General features: G+C 43.6%; 17 protein-coding genes. 8 read left to right on the top strand and 9 right to left on the bottom strand.

The features are described 5' to 3' along the window. Positions 1–37: 37 nt before the first annotated feature. From A37S_RS0107195 to A37S_RS0107205, 3 genes are all read right to left on the bottom strand, one after another. Positions 38–619, bottom strand: a complete 582-nt coding sequence (locus A37S_RS0107195) for a nitroreductase family protein (RefSeq protein WP_028296407.1) — start codon at positions 617–619, stop codon at positions 38–40. Positions 620–657: 38 nt separating this feature from the next. After that, the gene (locus A37S_RS0107200) at positions 658–2,820 is read right to left on the bottom strand and encodes a carboxy terminal-processing peptidase (protein WP_084163791.1); all 2,163 of its coding nucleotides are present in this window, start codon (positions 2,818–2,820) and stop codon (positions 658–660) included. Between the two features lie 200 nt (positions 2,821–3,020). Next, positions 3,021–4,247 (bottom strand): tetratricopeptide repeat protein, encoded by a 1,227-nt coding sequence (locus tag A37S_RS0107205; protein ID WP_028296409.1) that lies wholly within the window; start codon positions 4,245–4,247, stop codon positions 3,021–3,023. A gap of 248 nt (positions 4,248–4,495) precedes the next feature. Between A37S_RS0107205 and A37S_RS0107210 the strand changes: the two genes are divergently transcribed. The 3 genes from A37S_RS0107210 to A37S_RS0107220 all read left to right on the top strand — a co-directional run bounded on the left by A37S_RS0107210 (position 4,496) and on the right by A37S_RS0107220 (position 8,137). Further along, positions 4,496–5,776 carry a replication-associated recombination protein A gene (locus A37S_RS0107210; protein WP_028296410.1) on the top strand — a complete coding sequence of 427 codons (1,281 nt, stop codon included), beginning with the start codon at positions 4,496–4,498 and terminating at the stop codon, positions 5,774–5,776. Between the two features lie 179 nt (positions 5,777–5,955). Continuing rightward, positions 5,956–7,428 (top strand): DUF5687 family protein, encoded by a 1,473-nt coding sequence (locus A37S_RS0107215; protein WP_028296411.1) that lies wholly within the window; start codon positions 5,956–5,958, stop codon positions 7,426–7,428. Between the two features lie 10 nt (positions 7,429–7,438). Then, positions 7,439–8,137 (top strand): ABC transporter ATP-binding protein, encoded by a 699-nt coding sequence (locus A37S_RS0107220; RefSeq protein ID WP_028296412.1) that lies wholly within the window; start codon positions 7,439–7,441, stop codon positions 8,135–8,137. Positions 8,138–8,142: 5 nt separating this feature from the next. On the opposite strand, the gene rnc is transcribed toward A37S_RS0107220, so the two are convergent. From rnc to A37S_RS0107235, 3 genes are all read right to left on the bottom strand, one after another. Then, positions 8,143–8,874, bottom strand: coding sequence for a ribonuclease III (gene rnc / locus A37S_RS0107225; protein WP_028296413.1), 732 nt, complete (start codon positions 8,872–8,874; stop codon positions 8,143–8,145). Between the two features lie 105 nt (positions 8,875–8,979). Further along, positions 8,980–10,233 carry a beta-ketoacyl-ACP synthase II gene (fabF, locus tag A37S_RS0107230; protein ID WP_028296414.1) on the bottom strand — a complete coding sequence of 418 codons (1,254 nt, stop codon included), beginning with the start codon at positions 10,231–10,233 and terminating at the stop codon, positions 8,980–8,982. A gap of 23 nt (positions 10,234–10,256) precedes the next feature. Further along, positions 10,257–10,496 carry an acyl carrier protein gene (locus A37S_RS0107235; protein ID WP_028296415.1) on the bottom strand — a complete coding sequence of 80 codons (240 nt, stop codon included), beginning with the start codon at positions 10,494–10,496 and terminating at the stop codon, positions 10,257–10,259. Positions 10,497–10,771: 275 nt separating this feature from the next. Between A37S_RS0107235 and A37S_RS0107240 the strand changes: the two genes are divergently transcribed. Together A37S_RS0107240 and pyk are read left to right on the top strand one after the other, a co-directional pair. Beyond that, on the top strand, positions 10,772–11,203 hold the full coding sequence (locus A37S_RS0107240; protein ID WP_028296416.1) for an IPExxxVDY family protein: 432 nt from the start codon (positions 10,772–10,774) through the stop codon (positions 11,201–11,203). Between the two features lie 131 nt (positions 11,204–11,334). Next, the gene (pyk, locus tag A37S_RS0107245; RefSeq protein ID WP_028296417.1) at positions 11,335–12,765 is read left to right on the top strand and encodes a pyruvate kinase; all 1,431 of its coding nucleotides are present in this window, start codon (positions 11,335–11,337) and stop codon (positions 12,763–12,765) included. A 97-nt stretch (positions 12,766–12,862) separates the two neighbouring features. Here pyk and A37S_RS0107250 read toward each other — a convergent pair whose 3' ends face one another. The 3 genes from A37S_RS0107250 to mqnB form a co-directional block, all read right to left on the bottom strand. Beyond that, entirely contained in the window at positions 12,863–14,653 is a 1,791-nt protein-coding gene (locus A37S_RS0107250; RefSeq protein WP_028296418.1) for a glycoside hydrolase family 15 protein, read from the bottom strand. A gap of 77 nt (positions 14,654–14,730) precedes the next feature. Further along, on the bottom strand, positions 14,731–15,597 hold the full coding sequence (locus A37S_RS0107255; protein WP_028296419.1) for a 1,4-dihydroxy-6-naphtoate synthase: 867 nt from the start codon (positions 15,595–15,597) through the stop codon (positions 14,731–14,733). Positions 15,598–15,643: 46 nt separating this feature from the next. Beyond that, a complete protein-coding gene (gene mqnB, locus A37S_RS0107260) occupies positions 15,644–16,267 on the bottom strand; it encodes a futalosine hydrolase (protein WP_028296420.1) in 624 nt (207 codons plus the stop codon). Positions 16,268–16,326: 59 nt separating this feature from the next. On the opposite strand from mqnB, the gene A37S_RS0107265 reads away from it, so the two are divergent. The 3 genes from A37S_RS0107265 (at position 16,327) to fabD (ending at position 18,354) form a co-directional block, all read left to right on the top strand. After that, positions 16,327–16,740, top strand: coding sequence for a 6-pyruvoyl trahydropterin synthase family protein (locus A37S_RS0107265; protein ID WP_028296421.1), 414 nt, complete (start codon positions 16,327–16,329; stop codon positions 16,738–16,740). 3 nt (positions 16,741–16,743) lie between these two features. After that, complete coding sequence (gene folE / locus A37S_RS0107270; protein ID WP_036601682.1) at positions 16,744–17,391, top strand: GTP cyclohydrolase I FolE; 648 nt, start codon at positions 16,744–16,746, stop codon at positions 17,389–17,391. 78 nt (positions 17,392–17,469) lie between these two features. Continuing rightward, positions 17,470–18,354: an ACP S-malonyltransferase gene (fabD, locus tag A37S_RS0107275; protein ID WP_028296423.1), complete on the top strand. Its 885-nt coding sequence runs from the start codon at positions 17,470–17,472 to the stop codon at positions 18,352–18,354. Positions 18,355–18,388 lie beyond the last annotated feature (34 nt).

An 18,388-nucleotide genomic window follows, 5' to 3' on the forward strand; every position in this document is an offset into this window, starting at 1 on the left:
GGGTTAATCCCTTTCGTTGATATTCAAAATTGCCTAACTATCCTTCAATCCAGGTGATTTTCTCACTAATAGGTGTACGCACACTTTCCCTTTCTGCTTCGCTGTGATAGCCCATATAAAATAATCCTAAGCATTGTTGGTTCTCTTTGAGATTGAGGAACTCGCTTAGTTGGGTGGCAGAACTAGGGCTACTCCAATAGCTGCCGATGCCCTTTGCCGCTGCTGCCAACCAGATATTCTGGACAGCACACGATACGGCTGCTAGTTCCTCCCATTCCGGAACCTTACCACTATAGTTTACAACAATGGCTAAAACAGCACTGGATTGTGTGACCTTTTCGTAGGTTACATCGTATTTCTTCTGAACGAAAAGTTCGTTATCTACGCTATCCTTATAGATCTCGGCAAGTTTCTCGGCCAAGCGAACCAGCCCTTGCTTTCTAAATACGGTAAAGCGCCATGGCTCTGTGCGCTTATGCGTCGGGGCATCATTTGCACATTCCAACAAGGTAATGAGTGTATCCTTGGAGATCTCTTGATCAGAGTAGCTTGCAGGAAAGATGCTCCTTCTATATTTTATATTGTGAATTACGGTTTCCGCTGTTGTATCTTCCTTCATTATGATTTGCAACTATTAAATCTTATTAAACGAGCCAATTACTTATACGCTACAGCCGCTAGCTTGGCGGTAGGACCGTTTAATTTTAGATAATCCGCTAAGACGTTTAAACTTTCATCCCTTATGAAGTCATCATCGGTACGAGGGATAGCCTCTCCCTTTTTCAAAGGAGGTAATCCCCTAAGAGCGCGTTGCGCATTTGCGCGCGCTAGATTCTTCGCTTCTAAATCATCCCTCTCTTCTTTCAACGTCTTTTCCTCTAGAGAAACGGAAGACTCTTCCTGGCGTTTATTTAAAAGTGCAATGTCTTCCAGCAGGTATTTGTATTCGGGAGAAGACTCCATCCGCGCCTTATGCTCTTTCTCTAGTTCTGTCTTGATCTTCGAAAGATCTGCCCAAGGAGTATAATTTGAAGTTTTTATCTGATCCCAAGGCAAGGCTGCCTTTTCCGAACTCTCGCCAAACTTATCCACTGGATAAATCGAAGGGAAAGTGATGTCGGGCATCACTCCTTTATGTTGTGTACTACTGCCATTTACTCGATAAAACTTATAGGTAGTGAAATTGATCTGCCCAAATTGGGGGGCACCTTCTGGGGCTACCTCCTCAGAGATGTTTTCTCCATCATTTTTTGCCTTGAGGAGCAAACGATCGGTACGGCTGATAAACTGGTCCATCGGAACAGCACTCTGTACGGTTCCTTTTCCGTAAGACTGTGAGCCCAAAATGATGCCTCTGCCGTAATCTTGGATAGCTCCTGCAAATATCTCGGAAGCCGATGCGCTCGTGCGGTCTATTAGCACGCCTAAGGGACCATTCCAAGCGATGGAAGGGTCTTCATCACTGTTTACCTCAATGCGGTTCTGTGGGTCGCGTACTTGTACCACGGGGCCTTCTTTTATGAAAAGTCCCGTTAGTTCCACTGCTTCTATAAGTGAGCCCCCTCCATTGCCTCTTAAGTCAAGCAAAACGGCATCTACATGTTGGGTCTTCAAGGTGTCGAGAATAAGCCTCACGTCTCGCGTAGTACTTTTATAATTGGGGTCTCCCTTACGCATGGCGTTAAAGTCCAAATAGAAAGCAGGCACCGTTATAATGCCTATTTTATAGGTGGTACCGTCCGATCCCTTCACTTCTTTAAGCAGTTTCTTTGCAGACTGTTCCTCGTTGATGATTTTGTCTCTTACAAGGGTGATGATTTTTGGCGTGGAAGTTAGTTGTTGGCCAGCTGGAATTACCTTTAAGCGAACGGTCGTCCCTTTAGGTCCCTTGATCTTTGATACAACACTTTGGAGGCGCCAACCTATGACATCCACAAACTCACCATCCGCACCCTGGGCTACAGCTACTATGCGGTCATCAGGCTTCAGGGTTTTGTCCCTAAACGCTGGACCGCCCGGAACGACGCTCACGATCTTTACAACTTCATTCTCTACCCCTAAAAGAGCACCTATTCCCTCGAAAGAGCGAGACATGTTTTCGTTGAAACGCTGGGCCTCATCGGGTATAAAATAGTTGGTGTGTGGATCTACCGCTCCAGTAAAGGCATTCATCATATATTGAAAAGCGTCGTTACTATTCGATTTTTTTTCCTGGTTGATAAGGTCCTGATAACGCTGCTTTAAGGTGGTGATCTGTTTCGCTTCTTCGCCCTCCTTACCAGTACTGCTAAGTTTCAAATTTAACCTGTCGTACTTAACGCGCTTGGTCCATGCATCTTGTGCCTCCTTCTCACTAGCAAACCAGTTTTCGTTTTCCCTGTTGTAGATGAATCGTTCATCTTTGGTGAAATCAAATTGTTTGTCTATCTGTGAGAGTGCATAGCTAAGATTTTCTATATATCTATTGCGGTATATATTGTAGATATAGAACATGGAAGATAAATCTCCGTTCTGTATATCGCCCAGCATGGTGTGGCGAAATTTTTCGAAACTATCAATATCGCTTTTCAGAAAATAATTTTTGCCCGCATCCAGTGATTCGATGTAGTTGTCGAACACCACGTTTGACAACGAATCATTGAAAGGAACTTTCTTATAATGTGCTTTTTGTAAAAGTACCGACAGGTCTTTTGCAATGATACCTTGTTTGGCACTTGGTTTTAGTGCATTATTTCCCTCGTCGTTTAAATTCACACGTGGGCTGGCACTACATGCTACGGTAGTAACAACAAACAAGGCCAAAAACAAATTTTTTAACATCTTTTGAATTGCTTTATAATCCATTTATTTCTTTGTAATTCAATTTAGCTTTCTTAGCGCTAAAGCGAGTAAAAGTATCAAAAAAACAACCAATAATTAAACCTCAGATACAACAATTGACATTTAGTTGGGTAAAGGCGCCTTTTTTCACATTTTTTAACATTTAGCGCTGCTAAGATGGCGTGGGTAAGTTCCTATGGCTAAAGCCTGTCGGGCCACTTTTGTGCAATAAGTGTGGAGTTTTGTAGAAGCGCTTGTGCAAGTTCTTGTTTTGCATAGCGCAAGAGGTCTTGTTTCAATAAATAGTGTGTGCTGATGCATTTTTTTGCGTTTCCATAGTCGCCAACCGCCATGTATGCTTTGCACAAGCCATCATTGATTTTTAAAAGAAGTTCCTGGTCTTTGCTCTGCAAGGCAAAACCTTCGGCAGCTTTATAATCGGTGATGGCGAGAGCGTATTCTGCGATTTGATTTTTAACGGCAGCCAATTGATAGAGGCTGGTGGCTAGGCCCGAATAGTGATTTCTTAAGGAAGCTATCTCAACGGCCTGTAGGTAAAACCACCTGGATTCGGTAAATTTTTTCTCTTCCAAATAGAATGAGGCAAGATTTTGAAATGCTTCTATCCTGCCTGCATCGTTTTTTGCACGTCTATATAGAGGTATTATTTTCTTGATAACATCGTTCTGAGCCTCTGAGATACGGTTATTTTTTGCCTTGATCTGTGCCAGATGGGATAGGGCTTCGGCTTGCATGTTCAGATCCCTGTCTTTATCGGCCATTTTTGCCACTTGTTCAAAATAGCCTGTAGCTTCAGGATAGGCGGCAGTATGTTGATATACGAAAGCAATGTTTCTTATAATGATTTTTTGGGCTACTCGATCCTCCAGCAATTCTTTTTCTTGCAGGGCCTTATGAAAGAGAGCGACAGCTTCGTGGTATTTTGACTCTTGGGCATAGTGCATGGCGAGCCGATTCTGAAGGTCGCTCATAGCACGGCGATTTTCCAGCTTCTGATAAAAACCGATAGAAGCTATTAAGGATTTTTCAGTGCTATTTTCAGCCTTTAGGCTGTCTCTCTCTGAAAATAAGGAAGACATAGCCACAATTGGGCTATCTCCACATTCGGAAAGATGACGATATAAATCTTGTTTTTTGAAGTGATTTATAAGGATTTCAGCGTCATTTTTCATGACAGCATAACGGTCTTCAAGTAATTGTTCGTCTGTTTTTCGCGGAGGAAGATGATAAGGGACGGGGCCGATGCCACGAAAGGATTCTCGCCTTAAAGCTATAGAATCAGTAGGTTTGTCCATATAGAGTTCTTGCTCAGGTTCCTGGGCGCAAGCTGCATTTGCAAAACCTAACAGGATGAGAACAGCAGTGATCGCTCCCTTAAATTTTCCATGAAGTGCTTTTATTAGCATATATGAAATCCTTACTGTAATTCTTCACTAAATGTAAGGCAGCAATACCAGTGTTGCGGCCATACATTGTTCAAATATAAGCAATAGATGTGAATAACAACAATCGGTCACCACATTATGCGACGGATCCATTGTTGAGAAATACGGATTTTTCTGTCTTTCAAATAGAGGCACTGTTCCAAAAAATGCTATAAAACTTGGCTTTATTCGTTGTGTTATAGAACAAATTTGGTTAGATTTGCTAATAGATGAATACCAATGTACCATTAGCTGAACGGATGCGTCCTTCCTCGATAAGCGATTACGCGGGGCAGCAACATCTAATAGGACCAAACTCCGTTTTGAGAAAAGCAATAGATAGTGGCGCACTTCCTTCGATGATATTATGGGGTCCGCCTGGGGTGGGCAAAACCACCTTGGCGCATATTATATCCCAGCAATTGAACCGCCCTTTCTTTAGCCTTAGTGCCATTAGCTCTGGCGTGAAGGATATCAGGGATGTATTGGAAAGTGCCCAGCGAAGCAAGGATGCATTTTCGGAGCAGCCCATACTTTTTATCGACGAAATTCACCGTTTTTCCAAATCACAACAAGACTCCCTGCTTGGGGCCGTAGAACGAGGCCTAGTCACCTTAATAGGAGCTACGACAGAAAACCCCTCCTTCGAGGTTATTTCTGCCTTGCTATCTCGCTGCCAGGTGTACGTCCTGAAGCCATTGGACGAAAAGGATTTGCAAGGGCTGATGGAAAAGGCCTTGCGAGAAGATGAGTTGCTGAAAGAAAGGCGAGTAGAAATAAAAGAGCACGAAGCCTTGCTGCGAATTTCGGGAGGCGATGCCAGAAAGTTGTTGAATGTGTTGGAATTGGTCATCAATGCCCTGCCGAAAGATACCAAGGATATTACAAATGATTTTGTATTGCAACAAGTGCAGCAGAACATGGCGCTCTATGATAAAACAGGAGAGCAACATTATGATATTATATCGGCATTCATCAAATCGATAAGGGGAAGTGATCCCAATGCAGCTGTCTATTGGTTGGCAAGAATGATAGAAGGGGGAGAAGACCCCTCTTTTATTGCGCGAAGGTTGCTTATATTAGCTTCAGAAGATATCGGTAATGCCAATCCCAATGCCTTGTTGTTGGCGAATAATTGTTTTCAGGCTGTCAATGTGATAGGCTGGCCCGAGTCGCGTATCATCCTTTCCCAAACGGTGACCTATTTGGCATCTTCTCCCAAGAGCAATGCTTCCTATGAAGCGATAGGCAAAGCACAGGCCTTAGTGAAGCAAACCGGGGACTTGCCAGTACCGCTTCACCTCAGGAATGCCCCCACAAAGCTGATGAAAAACCTGAATTATGGACAGGACTATAAATATGCACATGCCTATGAAGGGAACTTTGTAACGCAGGAGTTCCTGCCAGAAGCAATTAGCGGGCATAAACTCTATGACCCTGGGCAAAATGCGGCAGAACAAAAGCACAGAGAGCGTTTGCGGAGCCTGTGGAATAAAAAATATGGCTATTGATATTCTTGTGGATTATATGTTTTTGTGAATTTCCTCTTTAAAACTCCCAACGGAAAAGGAGAAAACGCATTTATATTGCTTGCTAAGAGGAATTTGCCTAAGTTTGCTTGTCACTATTAAGTACTATAACAATAGGCAGTGTCGAATGCTCAATTGGTGCCACCTTAATCCGCCAAACTATGTTGTTCACTTTTTTGCATCATCAATGGATACAATTTTGGAGATCCAGAAATAAGGGAGTAGGCCTTGCTTCGCAAATTATCCTTGGACTGTTTATGGCATACCTGCTGCTAATAGCGCTCTTCTTGGGCTATGCGTTGCCTGACATCCTAGCAAGAGCATTCGGTGGGCAATCTGCCCTTAGGAGCTTCAATGGGCTGCTGCTGTATTATTTCGCTATAGATCTCATCCTACGCTTGCAACTACAGGAGTTGCCTACATTGAGCATTGTCCCCTATCTGCATCTTCGCATAAAAAAAGCTACCATTGTCCAGTTTTTGAATATCAAGGCGCTGTTTTCTTTTTTTAATCTCTGGCCGCTTATCTTGTTTTTTCCTTTCTGTGTCTCTGTGGTGTATAGTGATCTTGGAACGATGCCGATGATTGCTTATATGGTAACGTTACTATCCTTGATATTTTTTAATAACTACCTCGCCTTGTACCTTAAGCGTCAGGGTACAGCCAATTCTGGTTATCTCATCGGTGGTTTTGCCTCTATTGTGGCCATAATGCTGTGCGATTATTACGGCCTTTTTTCCTTAATGTCTCTTTCCGATGGTCTTTTCCGCTTATTGGCCAATAGGCCTTATTTATGTGTTTCTTTCGTTCTTGCCGCGGCATGTGTTTTCTGGTGGAACAGTCGTTACATAACGGACAATCTTTACGAGGAAGAAATGAGCGGTTCCGAAAAGGAAAAATCAAGCACAGATATGCCTTTTTTTGATCGCTTTGGACAGGTAGGCGACCTTGCGGCATTGGAGTTGAAGCTCATTTTACGGCATAAGCGCTCGAGATCCACCGTGATGACGGGATTGATTTTTATGGCATATGGATTTATATTTTACAAGAAAGAGGCATTGGCTTCCGATTCTTTTGGGCTGATGCTTTTTGCCGCCTTGTTCATGACGGGTACCCTAATCCTCTTTTATGGGCAGTTTATGTTTGCCTGGCAAAGTGCTCACTTCGATGGACTTTTGGTAAATAGACTTTCTATTGAAAGTTTCCTAAAGGCGAAGCTTTTGCTATTCACCATTTATACAATCGCTGTTACGGCTATCATTAGTTTATATGGGCTCATCAGCTGGAAAATATTACTTATACAGCTCGTTGCTGCACTTTATAATATTGGTTTTGGGTCGATCGTTGTGCTCTATATGGCCACTTTTAACTATAAAAGGCTTGATTTAAGTTCATCATCTGCCATGAATTGGCAGGGAGTGGGTGCCTCCCAATGGTTGATGATGTTGCCTTACCTGCTCATTCCTTACTTTATCTACGTTCCTTTCAAAATCTTTGGCAATGGCTATTGGGCATTGCTGGCTTTGGGAATTTTTGGCGCCTTGATGTGGTTGATGCGGAACTTTTGGTTGGGCTTTCTGGTCAAGGCATTTGAAAAGAAGCGATATAAGATAGCCGAAGGGTTTAGGGAATAAAAAAAATATAATGATTATAGAAGTACAGCATCTTAAGAAGATATATGGCAGTCGCACCGTAGTGGACATCGAACACCTAGGCATTGAAGCCGGGGAGACCATCGGATTGGTAGGCAATAATGGCGCAGGGAAGACAACTTTCTTCCGTATGCTGCTCAACCTAATCCGTCCCGATTTCGGTCTTGTTCTGAGCAAGGGCATGGATGTTTCCAAATCGGATGATTGGAAGCAATATACGGCGTCTTATCTAGACGAGGGGTTTTTAATAGATTACCTTACGCCAGAAGAGTATTTCTTTTTCATCGGGGGGTTGTCTGGTTACACCAAGGCCGAAACGCTACATAAATTAGAGGCCTTTAAGGATTTTTTTAATGGCGAGATATTGAAAAGTGGCAAATATATTCGTGATTTTTCCAAAGGAAATCAAAACAAAGTGGGAATTGCAGCGGCGCTATTACAGCAGCCAGAGATATTGGTATTGGACGAGCCTTTTGCCAATCTAGATCCTACCACGCAAATAAGGTTAAAAAATCTGTTGAAAGAATGGAGTAGCAAGGGGCTCACCTCATTGATCTCTAGTCATGACCTTAACCATGTTACCGAGGTATGTCAGCGCATTATCCTGTTGGAGAAAGGGCAAGTAATTCGTTCCATTGAAACCAATGAAGGCACTTTGGAGGAGCTAAAAGGCTATTTTGGCGAGGATTGAGGGCGTTAAAGAATATGCAATTTCTCGCACGCTTTCTCTGCTGCCAGTTTTTCCGCATTTTTCTTGTTGTAGTCCCTTCCAGAACCTTCTATTTGCCCATCAATGAGTACATTAATGGTAAATAGTTTGGAGCTTTCTCCTTCTGCATTTTCTACTTGTTCGAAAGAGATAGATTTGTTCTCAGACTGGCACCACTCTATTAACCTACTTTTGAAATTGGTCTCCGTTCGTTCCAACAGGTGAATATCGATGTGATTTTTGATAATTCTGTTGAGTACAAAGCTTTTGGTTTTCGTGTATCCTTTATCCAGATAGATGGCACCGATGAGCGCCTCGAAAGCATCTCCCAGAAGGGAAGGCGATTTTCCGTAGTGGCTAACCATTTTTGGGTCATAGCGCAGCAGCTCGTTAAAGCCCAGTTTGAGGGCGAGCTGATTGAGGCTAGCCCTGCTGACAATCTTTGACCGCATTTCAGTAAGAAACCCCTCACCCTTATAGGGATAAAGTTTAAAAAGTTGCTCTGCAACGATCACACCCAATACCGCATCACCCAGAAATTCTAAGCGCTCATTGCTGTTTTTTGCTCCTTTTTTTATGGTTACGGCAACAGATTTATGCCTGAAAGCCATGGAATATAGGTGCACATTGCCGGGAACGAAACCTAAAAGGTTTTTCAGTGCCCTTACAAATTTGCGATTGGGAGACACATAGAGTTTATATACATTTGAAATAAACATCTTTAGAAAGTAGGCTGTTAGACGGAAGGAAGCATTGTGTCTCTCGCAGAGAGCATATTGCTATGAACGCAGTGTTTCATAGCAATATGTTGGATGTTTCTTGCATTATTCTTCGTATTTTTTGAATACGACAGAAGCATTGTGACCGCCAAAGCCAAAAGTGTTGCTCATTGCGTATTGTACCTTGCGTTGCTGAGCTTTGTTAAACGTGAAATTGAGCTTCGGATCCAATTGCGGGTCGTCCGTGAAATGATTGATTGTCGGAGGAACCGTATCGTTCTTGATTGCCAAAATGGAGGCTATAGACTCTACCGCTCCCGCTGCACCAAGCAAATGCCCTGTCATAGATTTTGTGCTGCTTATGTTCAATTCATAAGCATGAGAGCCAAACAAATCCAATATAGCTTTAGACTCGCTTATGTCGCCCAATGGGGTCGAGGTACCATGTACGTTGATGTAATCGATATCATCAACGGATAGGTTAGCATCTTTCAGCGCGTTGGTCATGACCAATTTGGCACCTAAACCTTCTGGATGGGGTGCGGTAATGTGATTGGCATCGGCACTCATGCCACCGCCAACTATTTCTGCATAAATCTTGGCTCCCCGTGCCTTAGCATGCTCTAGGCTCTCTAAGATAATGGTACCGGAACCCTCGCCTGCCACGAAACCATCCCTGTCCTTGTCGAAAGGACGCGAAGCGGTGGCTGGGTCGTCATTACGGGTAGATAAAGCGTGCATGGCGTTGAATCCGCCAATTCCTGCTTCATTGATAATAGCTTCAGATCCGCCGCTGATAATAACGTCTGCAAATCCGGTACGGATATACTGGCAAGCATCAATTAATGCATTGGTAGACGAAGCGCAAGCAGAAACCGTGGAAAAATTGGGACCGCGCAACCCATATTTGATGGAAATATGACCGGGAGCAATGTCCAGAATCATCTTGGGAATGAAAAATGGGTTGAAACGGGGGGTACCATCCCCATTTGCAAAATTGGAAACCTCGTCCAAAAACGTCTTCAAACCGCCTATGCCAGAACCCCATATCACGCCTATCCTCTGGGTATCCAAGTGTTGGAAGTCCAGGCCTGAATCGAGAACGGCTTCGTGAGTAGAAGCCATGGCATAATGAACAAATGGATCTACCTTTCTCGCTTCTTTTCGATCCATAAAATCAGTAGGGTCGAAATCCTTTACCTCACAGGCAAATTTTGTCTTAAACTTTTCAGCATCAAAATGCGTGATAGGAGCAGCTCCGCTTACTCCATTGACCAACCCATCCCAAAATTTTGGAACGGTGTTCCCAATAGGAGTAAGCGCACCTAATCCTGTTACAACTACTCTTTTAAGCTCCATTTATCCGATTTGGCCTAATTAAATTAGTTATTAACGTTTTTTTCCAGGTAAGCAACTGCTTGCCCTACAGTGCTGATAGTTTCAGCCTGGTCGTCAGGGATAGCTACGTTGAATTCCTTTTCAAATTCCATGATCAACTCTACGGTATCCAAAGAATCTGCGCCTAAATCATTGGTGAAAGAAGCCTCCGGTGTAACTTCGTTTTCGTCAACACCTAATTTTTCAACGATAATTGCTTTTACTCTTGAAGCGATATCAGACATGATTTTTATGGTTTTATGTTTAATAAATCAGTGCAAAGAAAAATAAAATTCAGTAAATATCAAATCTTTTTGATTTAAGCCGCTTTTTTATTCGCTCATCATCAAATTGTTCCTCTAGTGTTTCTTGGCAAAGAAGTCCTTTTTGGATAACGCTGGTTTGTACTTTGACCTGATACCTGTTTCGGTCTCGGGTTTAAATAATTATTAATATTGCTTTATTTTTTTAAGCCAAATTTTTTGTGCTAATTTTGTTTTGCATATTAAGTTGTACCTAAGTGAGTAAAATTACATTAAAATTTGACCTCGACTTCGATTTTAGGTTGGTGGCGATTACTTGCCCGATGCGGGATTACAGAGTCGTACATTTTATAAATGGATGCCTAGATCTGGGATTTGTACGCGTGGCGCTAGACGAAGAGCATCGGCTGGAATTGGGCTCCAAAGGCGCTACTTTGGTCTTCAGCAAATTTAAGTACTACGATCCAGAACTCGATATGGAATATTACCTCTTGGCAAATAAGGGATATGAAGGGGGGTACCTTGTGCCTGAGATGAAAGGGACAGATTATTTTTTCTTGGTCAAGAATGCTTTTGATGAAGAGCTGCTTAATAAGCAGATAGATTACATGAAGAAAATACCTCATATTATAGCAGTAGCCAAAATAGACCCATATAAGTTGAAATCAAAAGAAAATTTACTATTTTAGCGCAAAATAAGGCAAAGTGTAAAATGTACACTGATTGGTTTATTTCCAGGTAATTGGACATGATGAACCTTCAAAAATAGTTATAATCAAAACCGAAAAAGATAGTTTAAACAATAAAAACAACAACTGAGATGAATAAAGTTCAAAAGAGAACTAAAATTGTAGCGACATTGGGACCGGCCTCAGCGCCTAAGGAGATACTTACTAGTCTTATTGAAAAGGGAGTGGATGTTTGCCGGCTTAATTTTTCTCATGGAAGCCAAGAAGATCATTTGAAAGTGATTCATACCATACGGGAAATAAATGAGGAGTATAGCCTTAATATAGGGATTTTGGCCGACTTGCAAGGCCCGAAAATCCGCATAGGAAAGATGAAAGAAGGTGGCGCATTGTTGCAAAACGGACATATCTTGGAAATTACTACGCACGAGCTTATTGGTGATGAAAATAAGATCTACATTACTTATCAGACTTTCCCTAAGGATGTGACCAAGGGAGAGATCATCCTGCTGGATGACGGTAAGCTCCAATTGGAAGTATTAGACACAAACCGGTTAGATACGGTGACGTGCAGGGTGATTCATGGAGGTATACTGACGAGCAGGAAGGGAGTTAATCTGCCCAACACGAAGGTATCTATCCCTAGCCTTACTGAAGAGGATCTTTCCAATCTGAATTTCGTGCTCGATTCAGATGTAGAATGGATAGGCATGTCGTTTGTACGTACAGCAGATGATATATATGAATTGAAGAAAATCATTGCTGAAAGGGGCAAGGATGCCCGGGTTATAGCCAAAATAGAAAAGCCAGAAGCTATACAGAATATCGACTCGATTATAGAAGCTACCGATGGTATCATGGTGGCTCGTGGCGATCTTGGGGTGGAGATTCCAATGGAACAAGTTCCCGTGTTGCAGAAGTTGATAGTAAAGAAATGCCGTGACGCTGCCAAGCCAGTGATCATTGCGACCCAGATGCTAGAAAGCATGATCACCACACCCAGACCTACGCGTGCAGAGGTGAATGATGTGGCCAATTCCGTATTGGATGGTGCCGATGCAGTGATGTTGAGCGGCGAGACCTCGGTGGGCGAGTTCCCTGAAATCGTAATAGAAACGATGACCAAAATCGTGAAAAATATCGAAGAGTCCTCCTATCCTTATTTCTCAGCAAGAAAGCCGGGAACAAACCCTGAGACATCGATTCCCGATTCGATATGTGCTTCTTCAGTATACTTGGCGCAACAGGTCAACGCAAAAGCTATTGTAGCTATGACCTCCTCGGGATATACTGCTTTTGAAATAGCGAGCCACAGGCCCAATGCGGATATTCATACTTTTACAAGCAATAAGGCCCTGCTAAACACATTGAGCTTGTTGTGGGGCGTGAAAGGCTTCTTCTACGACGGAGAAGAGAGCACGGATGCTTCCATTGCCGATATCAATGGGCAGCTCAAGGACAAGGGGCTGATTGCTTCGGGCGAGCTTGTCGTCAACACCGCTTCTATCCCTATTGCAGAAAAGGGTAGAACAAACATGATCAAGGTGTCAGTAATCAAATAGCGGCAACAACAACGGTGTAAGGTATAAGGTGTTATGATTTTTCATTACATCCCTATATCTTACACTTTTATATCCTTAATATAATCCTCTTGCACCTTTACTTCTCTAATAAAAACCTGGGCAATCCCAGCTTTACGCTAATGCGGTATACTGCATTGATGAGCCCTACATGGCTGTAGGCCTGAGGAAAGTTTCCCCATTGCGAGCCGTCGTCTTCATCTATATCTTCACTGAACAATAACAGGTCGTTTGCATAAGTAAGAAGATGTTCAAACGTTTTTACGGCATCATCTAGCCTACCTACACATGCCAATGCTTCAACATACCAAAAGGCACATATAAGGAAGGTACTTTTCGGCTTTCCAAAATCATCCGCGTGCAGGTATCGGTAAAATAGACCCTTTTCGGTTTTTAATTCCTTTTCTAGCGCTTTCAAGTGGTTTTTTGCCTTTTCGGAATTTGGATCCAAGTAATTCATGATAATAAGCTGTAGCGTGCTGGCATCGAGATGAGGACTTCCTACCGCGTGTGTATAAACTTTGCGTTCTGGATCATAGCAAGACTCAATATGTCCTACAGCCTTTTCAAGAATTACTCCTGCCCTGGTAACCAATTGTGGTGCGTCCAGGGTTTTCGCTATGCGCATGGCTGCCTTTGCTCCAGCCCATTGAAACAAGTTGGTATAACAGTGATAGTTGGCAAAATTTCTAAACTCCCATATACCGGCATCTTTTTCGTCTATGGTAGCTTCCATTTTGGCTATGATCGCCTCTAGCCAATCTATGGAGCTGCTGCGCTCGCCTATGACGAAGCGGTGATCGGTATATAAAGGCAGTAAGGAGAGAAGAACCTGCCCATATACGTCGTTCTGTATATGTTCGTAAGCTTGATTGCCTATACGTACGGGTTGATTGTCCAGATAGCCTGAAAGATAGCTCAGTTCCTCCTCTATAAGTTCCTTCCTACCAGTAATGCTATATAATGGTTGAAAACGCCCTTTTTCGTTGGCCGAAATATTACCTATATAGTCGGCATAATGTTCCATCTCCTCAAACTGGCCTATATGCAACAATGTAGAAAGGACATAAAAGCTGTCCCTGATCCAACAATAACGGTAGTCCCAGTTCCTTCCGCTACCGGGATGCTCGGGCAGACTAGTGGTGCTGGCAGCGATAATGGCGCCTGTATCTTCGTATTGGTGTATTTTCAGCACTAGGGCAGAACGTATAACGGCATCTTGATAGTGGTTCGAGATGGAGGTGTGTTTGATCCATCGGCGCCAGTAGCTGGTGGTTTTCATAAGGAAGTTCTCAACGGTACCTGCTAAAGGAGCTTCTAGCGGCTGTCCATATGTCAAAACCAAATAAATGGTGTCTCGCAATAATATGGATCCCGGTTCAAAGAAATGGCTGATAGGCATGTTTGTGGTCAGGCGCATCTCGTCCTCCCCTCCCAGAAACTGTACGTGATTGCTGCCGCGATGCCTACTTTGCGCCTTTTTTCCATATTCAGTTACCGGATAACAGCGTACTCTTATTTGGGATTCTCCGCGTATGCGCTCCACTTTGCGGATGAGCATCAAAGGTTTGTAATAACGTTCATGCAAGCCAAAGCGAGGAGCGAAGTCGGTTACTCGGTATGCGCCATTGTCCGTGAAGATTTCTGTTTGCAGAACATTGGTATTGCTAATGTATTTTTGTCTGGAGCGGAATTCGCCATCTGGCTTGATGGAAAATTCGCCACCCTTGTTTGGGTCCAGTTTGCTCCCGAAAACAAAGGTGCTGTCAAAAGCCGGCCAGCAAAGCCAGGATACATTGGTGTCCGATTGTACATGAGCGATATAAGAACAGTTCCCAATGATGCCACTTTCATAAATGTGTTTCTCCATGTATATGTGTTTTGTTGTTCCAACTGCTATTCTAACATAGATAGCTGTCGCTTTGTGTGATCGCTCTCGACGTTTTGCTAGTTTAGGAAGAGCTTCTTGTTTGTTTTTGGCGCTAGTCCTAAGGCGTGGGCCCTATCAAATAATGTATTGATAGCTCTCCTGCCAGTTTCTCCCAGGTCAACTGAAAAACGATTGACATATAATTCAATGTGCTTGTACATTACTTCTTCGCTCATTTCTTGCGCATGCGATCTAATAAAATCTAATCCAGACTGAGGGTTTGCAAAGGCATATTCGACACTTTTTCTGACCAAACGATTCACTTTTTGCTTTAACTCATCCGGTAGATCTCTTCTGATGGCGATGCCTCCAAGAGGAATGGGGCTGGAAGTTTCCTTCTCCCAAAAGTCGCCCAAATCGATGATCTTATGCAGTCCCTTTTCCTGATAAGTAAATCTGTTTTCGTGAATGATTAATCCTAAATCTATCTTTCCGCTCAACAATTCCCTTTCGATGTCCGAGAACAACATGATCCGTTTGTTTACGAGCTGGGGAAAGGCTATTCCGAGAAGAAAATTGGCAGTGGTGTATTTGCCAGGTATTCCCACGATCGTGTCCAGGTTGAATTCTGCATGTATGTCGGCCCATTTTTTATCGCTGCATATCAATAAAGGCCCTACGCCAAAACCTAGCGCACTTCCCGCATCGAGAAGCACATAGTTTTCCGCAGCATGGGCATATGCATAAAAGCTTAATTTGGTGATGTCGGCCTCTTTGCCAAAGGCCTTGTTGTTGAGCGATTCTACATCTTCATAACTTACCTCAAAATCCAAACCTTCGGTGTCTATTTTATGATGTATGAGTGCGTCAAATATGAATGTGTCGTTAGGACAAGGGGAGAAGCCTAACTTTAGTTTGTTATTATTATTAGTTAACGTGGACATGTTACAAAAGTAGTGATTATGTTTTTCTGTCTATTTCTTGGATTGTTTATCGAGCTAGGCGGCGGTGGAGAAACTCGTGGAGCGATTGGATAGCTTTGCCTATATCCCATGCAGCTTTATTGCGCCGCTCGACATAATTGGAGATGGCGCGCAACTGGACGCAAGGCTGATTTGCTTGATGGCAGCTATAATAAAAGGCAGCACCTTCCATGGACTCTACTTTGGCATCCGTTCTCTGCCGCAGCAAGGCAATGCTATGTTCGCTTCCATGCACCTTATTTACGGTAATGCCCGATACTTCTGGCAGCTCATGGATGAACTGTAAGGCGGTGGAATTAGGAATGGCCTTATACCTACTTTGGCCGAATCCAAGCATATCGATGCTTAGAAACTGGTCTCCATCTTCTGCTCCCAGTTCGATAAAGCAGTCCTCATTTACGTAGACAATGTCACCTATAGAAAGCGATCTGCAGAGCGCGCCAGCTATTCCCAGGTTAATGACTAGGTCGTATTGATGCTGGCTTAGATGCCGACCCAGTGCATAGGCGGTGGCTACCATCCCCGCTCCAGTAACCAAGATGGAAATATGGTGCTGGCCGACTGCGTGTTCAGGAGGTACTGGAGTGCTTGGAGCCTCTTCATTCGTGGCTACGACTAACAACAAGTTCATGTGCGAATATAGCTATTTATCATATCTTATCCTTATCTTTGCGGGCTAATTGGTTAGGCATGATTTATATTACACGTAGGGAGCGCTTTAGTGCGGCACATAAGCTGTATCGTGCTGATTGGTCTTTACAGGAAAATGAGGAGACCTTTGGTAAATGCAGCAATCCAAATTGGCATGGGCACAATTATGATCTTTTCGTGACAGTAAAGGGAGACGTTGACCCCGATACTGGTTTCGTTATGGATCTGCGGGAGCTTAAGTCTATTATTTTGGAAGAAGTGATAGAGAAGGTTGATCATCGCAATATCAATCTGGATGTAGACTTTATGCAAGGAAAAATGGCATCTACCGAAGTACTTGCCATGGAGATATTTCGGCAGCTGCGCCCCAGGATTGAGCAGCACAATGTATTGTTGCATTCGGTGAAGCTGCAGGAAACTGAAAACAACTATGTCGAGTATTTAGGTGACTAAGAAATGAATAATCTAGACAAGGCGGTCAAAACGGCGATGCAAGAAGAGGATATGGACGGATATGTGAAGATAGATCGTTATAATCCGGAGAAAATTGCCAACATTGCATCACATTATGAGGATATTCTACGCAACTTGGGAGAAGACCCCAGTCGCGAGGGATTATTGAAAACACCAGAACGGGTAGCGAAAGCACTTCAATACCTTACCCATGGCTATGATTTGAATCCCTCCGAGATATTGAAAGGGGCGATGTTTAAGGAAGATTATAGCCAAATGGTTGTTGTGAAGGACATAGAAGTCTATTCGATGTGCGAGCATCACATGCTGCCTTTCTTTGGCAAGGCACATATAGCGTACATACCCAATGGCCATATTGTAGGGCTAAGCAAAATACCCAGGGTGGTAGAGGCCTTTGCTAGGCGCTTGCAGGTACAGGAAAGACTTACCAATGAAATACGCGATTGCATTCAAGAAACATTGCAGCCACTGGGAGTGGCCGTGGTCATCGAATGCCGCCATCTTTGCATGGCGATGCGTGGTGTGCAAAAACAAAACTCGGTTACTACCACTTCGGCATTTACTGGCGCTTTTTCTGGAGAGCGTACAAGAGCGGAGTTTTTGAGGCTCATCACGGCCAGCTTAGATTAATGCGGATCTGCTCAAGACGGATGCTGCTTCGATCAGGCTTTCCATTTAATTTTGAATCTTTAATGTCGAATTAGAAATATGAAAAAAGCTTATATTTTCCCCGGGCAGGGGGCGCAGTTCGTGGGGATGGGGAAAGAATTGTACCAACTTGGAGGTGCTACCAAGGACTTGTTCAAAAAAGCCGACGATATACTCGGTTTTGGGTTGACGGATGTTATGTTTGAAGGAACAGATGAAGCACTAAAGCAAACCAATGTGACGCAGCCAGCTATTTTCTTACATTCGGTGGCTATGGCTTACGCGTTGGGTGATGCTTTTTTGCCAGAGATGGTGGCAGGGCATTCGTTGGGTGAGTTCTCGGCCTTAGTTGCTGCAAAAGCATTGGGTTTTGAGGATGGCTTGCGACTGGTTGCCAAGCGCGCAAATGCGATGCAAAAGGCCTGCGAAGAGCAACCATCTACTATGGCCGCAATCTTAGGATTGGATGATGCCGTGGTGGAGCAGATATGTTCTCAAGTGGACGAGGTGGTGGTGCCTGCCAACTATAACTGCCCAGGACAACTGGTGATATCTGGTTCATTGGCCGGAATAGACAAGGCATGTGCGCTTTTGACCGAGGCAGGCGCAAAAAGGGCATTGAAGTTGAATGTGGGAGGAGCGTTTCACTCTCCGTTGATGGAGTCTGCAAGAGCCGAACTCCAGGAAGCGATACAGGCTGTGGATATTGTAGCACCTATTTGTCCTATCTATCAAAATGTTGACGCCTTGCCTCATACCGATCCGGAAAAAATCAAGGAAAATTTGATTGCTCAGCTTACAGGAGCCGTAAAATGGACACAGATTGTAGAGCATATGTTGGCAGATGGCGCTACTTCCTTCGTAGAAGTGGGGCCTGGCAAAGTGTTGCAGGGACTTGTGAAAAAAGTGGACAGACAGGCGGAGACGAGTTCTGCTGCTGTATAAAGGATAGTGCAGGAGTAAGCTAATTGCCATTTTG

It is taken from the genome of Olivibacter sitiensis DSM 17696, assembly GCF_000427965.1.
Lineage (GTDB): Bacteria > Bacteroidota > Bacteroidia > Sphingobacteriales > Sphingobacteriaceae > Olivibacter > Olivibacter sitiensis.

Coding starts and splice junctions, on each gene's coding strand:
- A37S_RS0107195 (WP_028296407.1), bottom strand. CDS start 619: ATGAAGGAAGATACAACAGCGGAAACCGTAATTCACAATATAAAATAT.
- A37S_RS0107200 (WP_084163791.1), bottom strand. CDS start 2,820: ATGTTAAAAAATTTGTTTTTGGCCTTGTTTGTTGTTACTACCGTAGCA.
- A37S_RS0107205 (WP_028296409.1), bottom strand. CDS start 4,247: ATGCTAATAAAAGCACTTCATGGAAAATTTAAGGGAGCGATCACTGCT.
- A37S_RS0107210 (WP_028296410.1), top strand. CDS start 4,496: ATGAATACCAATGTACCATTAGCTGAACGGATGCGTCCTTCCTCGATA.
- A37S_RS0107215 (WP_028296411.1), top strand. CDS start 5,956: ATGTTGTTCACTTTTTTGCATCATCAATGGATACAATTTTGGAGATCC.
- A37S_RS0107220 (WP_028296412.1), top strand. CDS start 7,439: ATGATTATAGAAGTACAGCATCTTAAGAAGATATATGGCAGTCGCACC.
- rnc (WP_028296413.1), bottom strand. CDS start 8,874: ATGTTTATTTCAAATGTATATAAACTCTATGTGTCTCCCAATCGCAAA.
- fabF (WP_028296414.1), bottom strand. CDS start 10,233: ATGGAGCTTAAAAGAGTAGTTGTAACAGGATTAGGTGCGCTTACTCCT.
- A37S_RS0107235 (WP_028296415.1), bottom strand. CDS start 10,496: ATGTCTGATATCGCTTCAAGAGTAAAAGCAATTATCGTTGAAAAATTA.
- pyk (WP_028296417.1), top strand. CDS start 11,335: ATGAATAAAGTTCAAAAGAGAACTAAAATTGTAGCGACATTGGGACCG.
- A37S_RS0107250 (WP_028296418.1), bottom strand. CDS start 14,653: ATGGAGAAACACATTTATGAAAGTGGCATCATTGGGAACTGTTCTTAT.
- A37S_RS0107255 (WP_028296419.1), bottom strand. CDS start 15,597: ATGTCCACGTTAACTAATAATAATAACAAACTAAAGTTAGGCTTCTCC.
- mqnB (WP_028296420.1), bottom strand. CDS start 16,267: ATGAACTTGTTGTTAGTCGTAGCCACGAATGAAGAGGCTCCAAGCACT.
- A37S_RS0107265 (WP_028296421.1), top strand. CDS start 16,327: ATGATTTATATTACACGTAGGGAGCGCTTTAGTGCGGCACATAAGCTG.
- folE (WP_036601682.1), top strand. CDS start 16,744: ATGAATAATCTAGACAAGGCGGTCAAAACGGCGATGCAAGAAGAGGAT.
- fabD (WP_028296423.1), top strand. CDS start 17,470: ATGAAAAAAGCTTATATTTTCCCCGGGCAGGGGGCGCAGTTCGTGGGG.